This is a genomic window from Methanobrevibacter sp. (assembly GCF_030539555.1).
GTDB lineage: Archaea > Methanobacteriota > Methanobacteria > Methanobacteriales > Methanobacteriaceae > Methanocatella.
In genome coordinates this window covers 1-13,515 of sequence record NZ_JAUNXX010000042.1, presented here as the reverse complement: position 1 = coordinate 13,515, position 13,515 = coordinate 1, and the positions used below count along the sequence as shown (strand labels likewise).

The window sequence follows — 13,515 nt, the reverse complement described above, 5'->3', positions numbered from 1 at the left end:
AAGGATTCAAAGAAGGTAGAAAAGAAGAAAAAGAAAATATAGCAAAAAGCCTTAAAGAATCATTAACCTATGAGGAAATATCCAAACACACCGGACTTAGCATTGAAAAAATCAAATCATTATAATACATTAACATTAAAATAATCTTCATGTTTTTTCAGGTAGTAGTTAATGTAGATATAACCTATTACAGAACCGACCGCCATACCGCATACCAAACCGATATATATTCCGATATCCGCCCAATCGAATACAAATGCAAACAGCGCTGCAAAAATAACTTCCAAAATAAATGACCTCAATATTGTTAAAAGAAGTGATAATGTTCCTTTGCCCATTGCCTGAAACATATTTCCGGCAATAGCGCCCAACGGCATCAACAGCAAAAAGAAACATAAGATTCTTATTGCTTCAACAAGCCTTTCATGCAATATTGCGCCGTTTTGTGAGTATGAAAATACCATGGACAATGGATCTGCGAAAATGAAAAATATTGCACATATTGCAATTGATGAAATCAGCCCCAATTTTACGGCATAGTTCATTGCTGTTTTTAGATTTTCCAAATTTTTAGCACCATAAGCTGCACCGCCAACCGTTAGAGCCGCAACACCTATGCCTATCAATGGTGAAATTCCAACAGAAATCAGCCTCCAGGTGGCAGTATATGCTGCAACTGCAATTGTTCCAGAAAGCAATGTAAGCCAGTAGTTCATAAGTATTGACACGAATGAGATTATAAACTGCTCCAAGCTTGCAGGAATTCCCACAACAAGTATGTCACGGTATATTTTTAAATTAGTTTTATATTCACTCATACGTATTTCTAAAAAGCTGTCCCTTTTGACAAACATCCAATATACCATGGGAAGCATTGCAAGTGTTGCCGCAAGAACTGTGGCGAATGCTGCGCCCCGAAGCCCCCATCCGAATACATATATGAATATCGGATCAAGAATCATGTTAATTATTGCTGTTAGCATTAACGGATAGGATGCCCTTTTGACTTCACCCTGAGATCTGAATATCGCAGCCATCATTGCAGGCAGAAATACAGAATAGACTCCTCCAATAATAATATATCCATAATCCAATGTTTGGGAGATGATTTCATATGCGCCCATTGAAATGAATATTTGCCTTAAGAAAATCAGTATTATTGCTGTTGCAAAAATTGATACTATGATGCTTAACATCATGGAATGGATTGCACTGTTTCCCGCATTCTGATAGTCTTCAGCGCCAATATAACGTGCAATCAATGAATTTGCACCTGCACCCAGACCATTTGCAAAACCAACAAATGCCAAAAATAGAGGGGTTACAAAACCAACAGCAGCAAGAGGCTCAGAACCCAATCCCGCAACCCAGATTCCATCTATGATATTGTTTAAAACCATGAATAAGTTTGAAATAATGATAGGTAAAGCCAACTTATTTATTGCCTTTTTCGGATGGTTAACTATTAAATCAATATCTTCTGTTTTCTGCATTGCTTCACCGCACTATGTACTGTCCTGGATTTATAAAATCATCTAAAAATTCAAGATTATCAATTTCGTCAAGTTCTATAAATTCATAAGTGTTAATCAAATTGTTTTTAAGGTTTTTACCGACTTTAATAAGATTAATATGCTCTTTTGTTAAAACATGTTTGACCAGGTCATGGGCATTTACAAATTCCCTGTTTTGCGTGTGGACTAAAAAATCACCATCAACATAACAGTTTTCACGACCGTATTTCGCTGCAAAATTCTCACAGGCCTGAGTAATGAATACTTTCGGGCCCTTATTGACTTTAACATTATTTAACTTTGATGAAGCCATTTCAAGTAAAATTATGCAGTTTAGGATTTCATCACTCCAATAATCCGCTTTAAAGACATTGAACTCCTCGCTGTTCAGTTTCCTCTCAAGAGCTTCGGTTGTCTTTTTTAGTTGGGGATGAAGAGTGTCAAGAGGCATGTTTGGAATTTCAAATTTTATTGCAATAAAATCACTGTTTCTTTTGTCGAATTCCTGAATCAAATCCAATTTGTTCAGATTCCTTTCAATCGGATAGAAATAATCAGCTTTGTTATCAGAGAATATGAAATTACGGGCTGATTGAATGAATTCCGCCATTTTATCAAGTCTTAAGGCAGCTCCAACATTGCGATTTTTATCTGTCGGGTCTATTACGATTAACGGGTCTTTGAATTGATTTGAGGTTCCATAACTTTCAAGGTCAATGATATGGCCGAATTTCCAGTTGATGGCTGCTTTTAAAGTATTCTCAAAGTTGCCATAATGGATTATCAGCAATTCACATAAATAACCTGCAAATCCTCCAACCTTAAACTCCGATCCGTATGTTCCGGTCATTGCCATGAATCTCTTTAAAAGCAGAACCTCATCCTGTTGGGATTCGCTCAACTTTTCTGTGACATAGCGGGTGTGGAGAATCGTTCTATCGACGGCAGATTTGAGCTGAGAGCCGTCTTCAATGGCATAGCATGGAACGATATCCACTTCACATCCTTCAATATGGGTTGTCACATATGGATGTGATGCGAAATGATGTTCGGGATTGCTTTTAAACTCATCGCAACATTTATGCGCCAGTTCAAGACCCATATCCTTTAAAAACTGTTTGTCTGTATCAAGAGGAAATGCTATGAAAATGTCTATATCAGATTTACCTTTAAGGGCAGTGTTTTTAGCAACCGATCCGACCAAAGCTACTTTAGCGCCGAGATTACTATTGTCACATTCCTTCTGAAGGAATTGAATCAGTTTACATGAAACATCATCAATGTGATTTTTTTCATCTACTGTTGGTTTAATGTCTTCTAAAATAGCTTTATAGTCCATATGATCACAGTTCAAATGTTTTTAAATCTTCATATATTGGTCCGGCCGGTGTCAATGTGGATTTTTTCAAGATTATCCTATCAACATCCATCTGACCGACTTCAACTTCGCTGAACTCTTCGATTGTTGATTTGACCTTATTTTTTCCTTTTGCATTTCTCATCCTGCCTATTGTCAGGTGTGATGAGAATTTTTTGTCCTTATCAAAGCCTATCTTTACAAACTCCTTATCGAGTTCGTCGTGCAGTTGCTTAATCACTTCGTCCCCATCAATTCCAAGCCAGATAACCTTGATTCTGTTTGTATTCGGAAATGCTCCGCAGCCTTTTATTTTGATTGTGAATTTATCGAAATTTGAAACAACACTTTCAATTTTGGATGAAAGTAACTCTATGCCTTCTGAATCAATTTCGCCAAAGAATTTAAGTGTCAAATGGATGTTTTCCAAATCCACATATTTGATGTTGGCATCGATTTGCTTAAATTCCTTAATGATTTTATACATTTTTGCCTTGATGTCCTCATCAACATCAATTGCTAAAAACGCTCTTAACTGACTCATCACAACACCTATTGTTCGATAATGGTTTCGTCGATGGCTATGCCGAAGTGGCGAGCGTTTGTTTCAACATAAACCTTCACCTTATCACCTGCCTTTACGTCTGCTACAGACAGAGGTTCGTTGTTTTCATCGACTATCCTGATGGTTTCGGCATTTTGAAGTAAGGTTCTTATGGTTTGTCCTTCATATTCGGCTTCAATTAAAATTAAAGGCCTTCTTTCGATTTTGCTTCTTCCGACATATGCAGTTCTGGTTTCCCCTTGGGTATTTACAATCAATACTTCATCTCCGGCAACAAGTTCAGACAGGTATCTTGTCTTGTTTCCCGGAACCATCACATATGCCTGGACTGGACCTGCATTTACCCTGAACGGCCTTGAAGCCACATATTCGCTTTCAAGACTTTCTGAGTGAACCAGAAACATTGATTTTGAATATGAACCTATAATCATTCCTTCACCCGGTTTCATCATGTCTGTGGTGTCAACGCATACCCTGTCACCTGAGCCCAAGGGTTTAACATTGGTTATGGTGGCTATTTTCAAATCATATTTTATCTGTGATGCCTTAACGACCTCTTCAGCTATCTTTTTGGTTTTGTTGAAGTCGTTCGCCTCAAAAATCACACCATCAGTACCGTGCTCCAATGTTTCAAGAGCCACACGTGCCCCGTCAAGGTCCTGAACTGCAGCGATAATATTTACATCTTCTTTTTGCAAATCCGCAATGATGTTTTCAAGCGGGATTATTGTCCAGTCAGTTCCGACAAGTATTATGTAATCAACTATCGGACCTAATTTTACGGCCAGTTGTTCATGAGCCTTATCTGTGATTTTGATATATGCACATACTTCTTTTCCTTCGCTTTTGGCTTTTTTTGCATTTGCAATGTCAACTGAATCAGTGAAATCATCTTTCAAATCGACAAATCCGTCTCCTTCACCGTTTATTCCAACGAGATATATGTCTGCTTCATCAGTGTTTGCAATTATCTTCACATTTCCAAGTTTTCTGATTTGTTCTATGTCATCCAAATCCAGAACGTGGTCGATTCCTGATTCCAAAGCAGTGGTAATCATTTCCTTTTTATCGTCCCACAATTCATCAGGAGTGCTTATCCAAGCGAATTTGTTTTGCATAAAATCACCTTATTTCAAGAATTGTAAAGCTTCTTCAACTTCCAGGTCGTGGTGGACAACTTCTGAAATTGCTCTTGTGATTTTTCCAGGGTTTTCAGCTTGGAACAAGTTACGTCCGAATGCAACACCTGCGCCTCCGACTTCAAGAGAATCTTTAACCATCTGCAATAATTCTTCATCGGTTTCCACTTTAGGGCCTCCCGCAATTACGACAGGTACGATTGCTCCTTCGACAACTTCCTTGAATGAATCAGGGTCTCCGGTATAGTTGGTTTTTACGATATCCACACCAAGTTCTGATCCCACACGTGCTGCATGCTTTACAAATTCCACATCATGTTCGTTTTCCACTTTCTGACCTCTAGGATACATCATCGCTAAAAGAGGCATTCCCCAGTAGTCACAGGTCTCTGCAATGTCACCCAATTCCTGAAGCATTTGACTTTCAGTGTCAGATCCCAGGTTTACATGGATTGATACTGCATCAGCACCAAGTTGAATAGCCTTTTCAACGCTTGTTACTGTTACTTTATCGTTTGGGTCCGGTGCAAGTGAGGTACTTGCTGATAAGTGTACAATCAAGCCTATATCTTCACCATAACCACGATGCCCTTGTTTTACAATTCCCTTATGCATTAAGATTGCATCAGCCCCTCCCTGGGAGATGCTTTCAACGGTTTCATCCATGTCGATAATTCCTGGAATCGGACCGCTTGATACACCATGATCCATAGGTGCTATAACAGTCCTTCCAGTGTTTCTGTTAATAATTCTTTCTAAACGAATTTTTTTACCTATCATATTAAGCCTCATTAAAACTTATGAATTATATTTTTCTTGATTATGATATATAATATTAATTGCACAAAAGTTGACAACTATCTAAAAAAAATTAATTAAAATTCAAAAATAAGTCATAATATACTACGATTTATTAAACAATGACATATTTTTTAATGAAAAAATATATGATAATCTCTTTTTTTAATACATATTGTATGATTTTTTTAAAAATAAATAATTTTATCCTATTAAAAACAATATTTAATTATTTAGATAATTTTATAAACTTTAATAAAAGTTTTAATGAAAAAATAAGTTAAAAATAAATAATTTAAGATTAAATAATGAGTATTATGAAAATTGAAGATATTACCAATAATTATTATTTTGAAAACCTGAATGAAAATCATGCCATGAATGATTTTGATTGTGGTGATGATGACCTGAATGGATTCTTGAAAAATGATGCTCTAACGCAGCAAAATGCCAATTTAAATGTAACGAAATTAGTAATGTGCAATCAAATGATTGTGGGTTTCGTAACTCTATTAACTGATACAATTCCACTTAAAAATATTAGAAATGAGAATGTGACATTTAATATTAAAGAGTTATTAGGCATCAGTTCAAAAAACAAATCCATATCTGCAGTGAAAATTTGAAGGCCTGCCTGTAGACAAAAAATATTCGGGTAAAAACTTGGGAACTCACATATTGAGAAATATTATAAGTAATCTAAAAATAATATCAAAAAAAGATGTTGGCTTTAGATTTCTAATCGTTGAAGGATATGCAAGAGCATTTAATTTTTATCTTAATTATGCAAGAATACCATAACTTCTTTAAGTTACGGATGAATTGCACAGGTTGCGATTACTTTTCAAATGCTCTTTGATGAGCTTTAAATGTTATCACAACCTTAAATAATAAATGGCAATGACTAAGTTTTAATGAAATTTTTTCAACGAAAAACAAGTTAAAAAAAAATATAATTAATCATGTCAAAATTGCCTGAACCTTCGGGACGAGGGAGGATAGCACGGTAATCCTACACCCATTAGAGTGTACAGCCTGTGAAGTAAAAATCCTCAACTTATACAAGTTGAGGTAGTTCAAGTTAGTAAAAATGGTTTTGAATATCTAAAAAAAGATGATGCACATATTAAAAACATTGATTTCATTGCAAAAAGAGACCCTAGAAAAAAATTTTATTTATATCTTGATTTTGAAAAAGCTTAAAAAAAAATTAAAAATGAACAAAACGTTGCTCCAATCTTTTTTTCTTAGTCTCTTTTGTTTTTCGCTAGGTTAATCAAGCATATGATTTAAAAATTCAACAGCCTCATCACCTTCCAAAATGGGAGTATCATCAATAGGAGTTGCCATAATATAACCTCAGTTCATATTCCCAATTATATCCATTAATACTTATATAATTTTACTTTTTATCATTTAAAAGTTGATTTAACCTTTAAAAATTGCTTTTATCATATAAATCCAATTATTTTTTAAGTAATGGCGTCCATAAGTCGAATTCCTTTATCAGAGGAGGAATTCCCGAATCGTGATAGGATTCCAGATAACCTTCATCTGAAACATAATCCTCACCGCTGCACTGGGCAGAATTTACAAATTCCAATAGTCCCCTGTTTCTAATCACGGTATGTGTCGGTTTGAATGTTGATGACCAAATGTAGAAAACCTTAAAAGCTGTGTCGGGATGGTATCCTCCACCCAAATCGATTGCAAGAACATCACATGACTGTGAAATTTCAAAGGCTTCTGCCAAAACTTCATGGCGCCTTACATCACCTGAAATAAAATAAACATTGTCCATATTTTCCATTATGTCAAGGGCTTCCGGTGAATTGTCAACAGCTATTACATTGCAGTCGTTGGAAATTAATTTGGTTGTTCCGCCAACATGGCAGCCCAATTCTATTACAGTGTCGCAGGGTTTTACCAAATCCCGGATATCCTGGCGGTATTTTTTAATATCATAACTAAGTTTAATCATAAACTATCCCATTGTTGTTGAGTATACATATATGCAAGTCTTCAATATCCAAATCTTTGAAAGCATCTTCATTATATGCAAATGCAAATACTGTATTTCCAAGCATTGCCATGGAACTGCCCAAAATATCACTCGAAGAATCAAAATACTCAATTGTATTTTCAACTTCATCTGTCATCAAATTTGTCTCATGAGAAAATCTGTTTGAAAATGACAAGAAGTTCTCCAAAGTGGGTTCGCCTTCAAACATGTTCAAGTATTTGCCTCCAACCTCTGAGATTATCCTCTTGTGATGAGGATCCTGAATTATATCGGCAGTTTTAATCTTGCCGAATGTTTTATATCCGACAAAAACTTCATGTTCATATGATTTGATCTCCCCAATTCCAGGTGCTCCCGGTTGTGTTCTTAAAACCAAACCTTTTCCTGTTTGAGCTATAACATCACCCAATCCCGCACTTAGATTGACCTCAGCCATATGTGCAATCTGCCCACACAGTTCCTGCGAATAACCCAAATTTAAAAATTCATTTAATGCAAGGGTCAAACTTAAAGCTGAAGCAGCAGATGTTCCAAAACCTGCTCCAATAGGAAGCTGAATATCCTGTGAAATCCTAAAATCAGTTTCAATATCCATGATACCTAAAACTTCATCTATTACGGTTTCATCTCCCCGATTAACATCGACTGTTAGCTTATCGGCTGGAGATATTGTAGTTCTGACTCCTTCGGATAGCAAAAATCCCGCTCCACAGGATCCGTTCTTTAAGCTGATTTCATGATTTTCAATGCTGAAAAAACCAGTAATATGACCGGGTACAAAAACTGAATTACACATAATAACAATTATGTTTTTAATTTAATTAAAATTTTTGAAAAAAAGAAAGGAAAAAATAGGAATATGAATCCTATTTCTTGATAGTTATTTTTTTGCTTACAGTATCTGTTGAATAGATTACCTTGTAGGTGTATTTTTTACCAACTTTGAGTTTACTGTAGACACTCTTATTAAGGGTAAATGTTGCAACACCTTTTTTATTGGTTTTGGCTTTTAAAGTCTTGCCATTGAATTTTAAAGTAACCTTTTTGCCTGAAAGGTATTTTTTATTTACTTTTTTCAGAGATACTATAATTTTTGCTGATTTAGATGACTTTTTAACTGCAACATTTTTAGCTACAATCAGATGGACATTTATCTTGTTGGAAACTTTGAATCTGCCGTAGCTGGCGGTTATCTTATATGATTTCGCCTTAGGTAATTTGACTTTGATAGTTGCATAACCTCGGGTGTCAGTTTTTGCATAAAGTTTCTTACCGTTTACTGTAAATGTTACTTTAACACCTTGCAATGCCTTGGTGTTTTTGGTTAAATGAACAGTATATTTTGCAGTAGCCCCATAATAGACATCAACATTCTTGTTTTTGTCTATCTTTATTTTAGATAAAGTGAATTCATCTTTTTCAGTTATACTTGAATATACTTGATTACCACCATATCTCATTGTAACCTTATGTTTGCCTACATTCAAATCATCAACTGTAATGGAAGCCGCACCATTTTCAATGTTCTTGGTGTAGATATCTTCATCATCAACAATTATTGTGAAACTTCCTACCATGTCCTGAGGCAATTTGATTGAGAATATTGCTTTTCCAAGATCATCACGAACTGAAATACCGAACTTATAATCTGTTGCTGGAATCTCTTTTTTAAGCACAGTTACAACTACAGTAGCATTTGTAGGTAAGTATTTGTAATTTCCAGTGTAATTAATAAATATTTCAGCAGTACCTTCTCTGTAAGTGTTGATTATACCGTCAATGTCAACATCGACAATTTCAGTATCACTAGATATGTATTCCAAATCGCCTGCATCTGCAGGAGTGATGATATTCTCGAATTTATATGTATCATCAATGTATAACTCAATAGGGTCAACATTAATGGATGTGGAGATACGTGATACGAATACTGAAACTGATTTCTGTGAGGAAGCGTATTTGTTATCTCCAGCAAATTTAACAGTAATAATTGCATTTCCGGATTTATGACCTGTCACTCTACCCTCTGCATCAACAGTAGCTACAGCATTATTACTGCTGGTATAAGTTAAAGTTGAGTTAACAGGTTGAAGGATTGCTCCCAAATCGATAACCTCATCGACTTTAAGGTTACGTGAAATGTTCACCTTAATTTTGGATGAAATTTTTGAAACTGTTACAGTGACATTTGCAGATGAGTTATGATAGTTATCATCACCGGCATAAAATACTATAATAGTTGCCACACCTTCACCGACCGCTGTGATTCTTCCGTTGGCATCGACAGTTGCAACAGCATCATTACTGCTTGTGTAAGTTAAAATACCATCTTTAGGGCGGTTTAATGTAGCATCAATATCTGCACTGTCATCCACTTTCAGTGATATTTTATCATTGCCAAGAGTGATTTTGGTGGTTTCAGTAGTGACAAACACATTGACTGTGGCATTTGAAGGTTCATTTATTACAAATCCTAAAGGAGAAATAAGCCCTTCATATTTAATGGTTATTACAGCACTTCCCCTGTTATTTGCAGTGATTACTCCATTTTCATCAATGCTAACGATTGAAGGGTTGCTGCTTTCATATATTAATTCTCCATTTTCTGAAACATATCCTGAGTTTAATTTGGCTCCCAAATTCATAGTGTCACCGTAACCGATTGTAATATTGTCATCAACTTCAATTGATGTGTGTCTGGATGATACAGTTACTTCAATGACAACTTCTGAAGGAAGATATCTTTCATTTCCAGCATATCTTATTGTAAGGTTTGCTTTACCAGGTTCAATGGCGAATGTGAATCCTTTGTTATCTACCTCTACGATTTCAACATTACTGCTTGAATAACTTAAAACACCAGCATTGGAAGGATTTAATTGTGGTTTAATATTGTAGCCAGTTCCCAACTCCAGTGTGATGTTCCTGTTAATTAAAATCTCGGTAGGTATCCTGGATACTTTTACAGTAACTGTTCTGTTTGAGGAGACATATTTGCCTTCACCATCATAGCTAACAGTTATTATTGCTTCTCCTTCTTTAATGGCAGTAAGCATACCGTTTTCATCAACACTAACAATGTCAGAGTTATTGCTATCATATTTCAATTTACCTGCTTCTGATGGATTTAAAGTAGCATTGATATTAACATTATCATCAATTACAAGTAAAATAGTTGTATTTTCAATTTCTATTTCTGTTTTTACATCAACCACTATAACATGGACTTTGGTTGAGTTTGCACGATACTTGCCGTTTCCAGCGAAACTGACAACAATATCCACTTCACCGACTTTCTTAGCTGTTATAACACCATTCTCATCAACAATGACAACACTGCTATTGGAACTGGAATAAACCAAACTGCCCGCAACAGCAGGATCAAGCTTAGCACCAATATCGGCAGTTTCGGTAACATTCACACTAACTCCATCAGCAACAATGATGCTGACAGGAACATCACTCACGGTAACGTGGACTTTGGTTGAGTTTGCACGATACTTGCCGTTTCCAGCGAAACTGACAACAATATCCACTTCACCGACTTTCTTAGCTGTTATAACACCATTCTCATCAACAATGACAACACTGCTATTGGAACTGGAATAAACCAAACTGCCCGCAACAGCAGGATCAAGCTTAGCACCAATATCGGCAGTTTCAGTAATATTCAGATTAATGGCATCATCAACATCAATGCTAACAGGAACATCTACAACATTAACATTAACGATTGCACTTGAAGCAGCATATTGTCTATTTCCATTAAAGTTAATTGTAATTGTTGTGTTTCCAACAGCCTTTCCTATGATTAATCCGTTTTCAATATTTACAATGTTTGGATTTGCAATTATGAATTCAAGTGCTCCTGCTTCAGGATGGCTGAAAGAATATTCGAGTGCAGCGTTTTCAGTCAGGTTAAGAGTTACTGATTCTGATGCTGTAATATTTGTAGGAACGATTAAAACATTTACAACAACATTTGCATCATTGTCCTGAAGTTTAGAACTAGCTTTTTCGAGTTGGATATGGATTAAGGCGGTACCCTCACCAACAGCAGTTATAATTCCGTTTTCATCAACAGTTGCGACATCAGTATCATTGCTTGTGTAGATCAATTTACCTGCATTTGAAGGAGTTAAAACAGCACCAATGTCAGTTTTATTGTTTGCATATAATGTAATGGTGCCATTAACTTCTATACTGGTTGGGATTGCATCCTTATAAATGCTGATTTCCACAGTTTCATTTGATGAGGCATATTTAATAGTGCCTTCATAGCTGACAGTGATTGTAGCCTTGCCTTCTGCGACAGCTGTGACCATACCATTTGCGTCAATTGTCACAACGCTTTCATTACTACTTGAATATGTTAAACTTCCTGCGGATTCAGGGTTTAAAGTTGCATTAAGCAATTCATTGTCTCCAACAATCAAACTGAATGTTTTTCCGACATCGATTTTTGTTGGGACTTTTGTTACATTAACAATCACTTTTGCAGTTGAGTTAACAAATTTTTTAGTTCCAGGATATGTAACTGTTATTTCTGCAATGCCGACTTTATGAGCAACAAGATTTCCATGTCTGTCAACACTGACAACACTTATATTGTTGGAAGAATATTTCAAATCGGCTGAATTTCCATAATTTAATGTTGCATTAATGTTTGCTCTTTCGTCAACATGCAATTCGATAGTGTCTTCTACTTTGATTTTAGTTGGGACAACAGAAACGATAACTGTTATTGTGGCACTTGTAGGCAAGTACTTGTTTTGACCTGCAAAGCTTATATTGATAGTGGCCTTACCTTCACCCATGCAAGTAACATAACCACTTGAATCAATTTCAACAACACTTGTATCATTGCTTGTATAATTCATGTAGATAGGATACGGAATTATTGTCCTGTTCTCATAATCCTTTAATGGAACATTTAATAAAAAGGAATCTGTAACATTTGCATAAAGTGTTGAGTTAATGTCAAAATGTGTTTCATAGCTAATGACTTTTACCTGAATCTGAGCTGATGAAGGAAGATACTTATCGTTTCCCTCAAAGCTGACAGTGATATTTGCCAATCCACCACTTACACCGGTAATCCTACCATCTTCTTCAACAGTTGCAACATCAGGATTGCTGGATTTATAAATCAGTTCAACACCTGATGGTGTGGATGAAACTCCAATGAAATAAATAGAGGCAACATCCACAGTGATATTCTCTGCAGGAGTAATGGTAACTGTTGAGTTCCTTTTGGACACTACCAATATAACTGAATAGCTAGATGGAGCATATTTCTCGTCTCCATCATATGACACAGTAATATTTACGGTTCCCTCTTTAATTCCTTTAATGTATCCATGACCAACATCAGCAACACTTGTATCATTGCATGTATAGGTTAATGAACGTGAAGGATTCATTGAACAGACAAACTGCCCTTGAAAACCAACATAAACTATTTCCGGAATGAATACTGGTTTGATTTCTGTTGGAATGCGTGTTACATTAACAGTTATGGTGATATTGGACGGTTTATATTTATCATTGCCCATCACGTCATAACCATTGAATGTAATGGTAATATTTGCCACACCCACCTTAAGACCTGTTATTTTACCTTTGGAATCAACCTTTACAATGCTTGAATTGCTTGAGACATATTTTATTCGTTGTTTAGAAATTAAAAACGGCATATAATCCATTTCAAAAGGATGTACCCATTCATCAATCACCTTATTTTTATTGAGGATAATATTGATTGTTGAATTTGCTTCAATCCATGTTTCAGTTTGGAATTTGAAAGGCATAGTGTAGGTGACATCTTCATATTGGGCGACCAATTTCCCTTTATAGTAATCAACATTTCCTGTGAATGTTTCTCCAGTAGAGACAGTGTTCTTGTTATGTGTTAAATTTTGGGAGGATAAAGTTAAATCGAATAGCCATAGATTATTGAAATCATATTCAATTATATTGTCGTTGTCACTGTCATAGACGAAGAAATTGAATTTAGCAGTTAAAGTACTTTTATTGCTGTCATATACTATATCAGTTAGATTCAAGAACAACCAGTTGTTCATTTCCGCAAGGTTGCTTACAGCATAATTTTTATTATA

General features: G+C 35.6%; 9 protein-coding genes. 1 reads left to right on the top strand and 8 read right to left on the bottom strand.

The features are described 5' to 3' along the window. Positions 1-119 precede the first annotated feature (119 nt). The 5 genes from Q4Q55_RS07665 to Q4Q55_RS07645 are packed head-to-tail and all read right to left on the bottom strand — an operon-like array spanning position 120 to position 5,355. The gene (locus tag Q4Q55_RS07665; protein WP_303372239.1) at positions 120-1,493 is read right to left on the bottom strand and encodes an MATE family efflux transporter; all 1,374 of its coding nucleotides are present in this window, start codon (positions 1,491-1,493) and stop codon (positions 120-122) included. 4 nt (positions 1,494-1,497) lie between these two features. Next, complete coding sequence (gene cca, locus Q4Q55_RS07660; RefSeq protein ID WP_303372238.1) at positions 1,498-2,853, bottom strand: CCA tRNA nucleotidyltransferase; 1,356 nt, start codon at positions 2,851-2,853, stop codon at positions 1,498-1,500. A gap of 4 nt (positions 2,854-2,857) precedes the next feature. Further along, positions 2,858-3,415: an RNA 2',3'-cyclic phosphodiesterase gene (thpR, locus tag Q4Q55_RS07655; RefSeq protein WP_303372237.1), complete on the bottom strand. Its 558-nt coding sequence runs from the start codon at positions 3,413-3,415 to the stop codon at positions 2,858-2,860. An 8-nt stretch (positions 3,416-3,423) separates the two neighbouring features. Continuing rightward, on the bottom strand, positions 3,424-4,554 hold the full coding sequence (locus Q4Q55_RS07650) for a 3-dehydroquinate synthase II (RefSeq protein ID WP_303372236.1): 1,131 nt from the start codon (positions 4,552-4,554) through the stop codon (positions 3,424-3,426). Positions 4,555-4,563: 9 nt separating this feature from the next. Then, on the bottom strand, positions 4,564-5,355 hold the full coding sequence (locus tag Q4Q55_RS07645) for a 2-amino-3,7-dideoxy-D-threo-hept-6-ulosonate synthase (protein ID WP_303372235.1): 792 nt from the start codon (positions 5,353-5,355) through the stop codon (positions 4,564-4,566). A gap of 335 nt (positions 5,356-5,690) precedes the next feature. On the opposite strand from Q4Q55_RS07645, the gene Q4Q55_RS07640 reads away from it, so the two are divergent. Further along, positions 5,691-5,999, top strand: a complete 309-nt coding sequence (locus Q4Q55_RS07640) for a hypothetical protein (RefSeq protein WP_303372234.1) — start codon at positions 5,691-5,693, stop codon at positions 5,997-5,999. 839 nt (positions 6,000-6,838) lie between these two features. On the opposite strand, the gene Q4Q55_RS07635 is transcribed toward Q4Q55_RS07640, so the two are convergent. The 3 genes from Q4Q55_RS07635 to Q4Q55_RS07625 form a co-directional block, all read right to left on the bottom strand. Then, complete coding sequence (locus tag Q4Q55_RS07635) at positions 6,839-7,354, bottom strand: SAM-dependent methyltransferase (protein ID WP_303372233.1); 516 nt, start codon at positions 7,352-7,354, stop codon at positions 6,839-6,841. Continuing rightward, on the bottom strand, positions 7,347-8,192 hold the full coding sequence (locus Q4Q55_RS07630) for a pantoate kinase (RefSeq protein ID WP_303372232.1): 846 nt from the start codon (positions 8,190-8,192) through the stop codon (positions 7,347-7,349). Before Q4Q55_RS07630 ends, Q4Q55_RS07635 begins: the two co-directional genes overlap by 8 nt. A 70-nt stretch (positions 8,193-8,262) precedes the next feature. Next, on the bottom strand, positions 8,263-13,461 hold the full coding sequence (locus Q4Q55_RS07625) for an Ig-like domain-containing protein (RefSeq protein WP_303372231.1): 5,199 nt from the start codon (positions 13,459-13,461) through the stop codon (positions 8,263-8,265). Positions 13,462-13,515 lie beyond the last annotated feature (54 nt).

Bases quoted from the DNA above. Each gene is read 5' to 3' on its own strand.
- Q4Q55_RS07665 (WP_303372239.1), bottom strand. From the start codon at position 1,493: ATGCAGAAAACAGAAGATATTGATTTAATAGTTAACCATCCGAAAAAG.
- cca (WP_303372238.1), bottom strand. From the start codon at position 2,853: ATGGACTATAAAGCTATTTTAGAAGACATTAAACCAACAGTAGATGAA.
- thpR (WP_303372237.1), bottom strand. From the start codon at position 3,415: ATGAGTCAGTTAAGAGCGTTTTTAGCAATTGATGTTGATGAGGACATC.
- Q4Q55_RS07650 (WP_303372236.1), bottom strand. From the start codon at position 4,554: ATGCAAAACAAATTCGCTTGGATAAGCACTCCTGATGAATTGTGGGAC.
- Q4Q55_RS07645 (WP_303372235.1), bottom strand. From the start codon at position 5,355: ATGATAGGTAAAAAAATTCGTTTAGAAAGAATTATTAACAGAAACACT.
- Q4Q55_RS07640 (WP_303372234.1), top strand. From the start codon at position 5,691: ATGAAAATTGAAGATATTACCAATAATTATTATTTTGAAAACCTGAAT.
- Q4Q55_RS07635 (WP_303372233.1), bottom strand. From the start codon at position 7,354: ATGATTAAACTTAGTTATGATATTAAAAAATACCGCCAGGATATCCGG.
- Q4Q55_RS07630 (WP_303372232.1), bottom strand. From the start codon at position 8,192: ATGTGTAATTCAGTTTTTGTACCCGGTCATATTACTGGTTTTTTCAGC.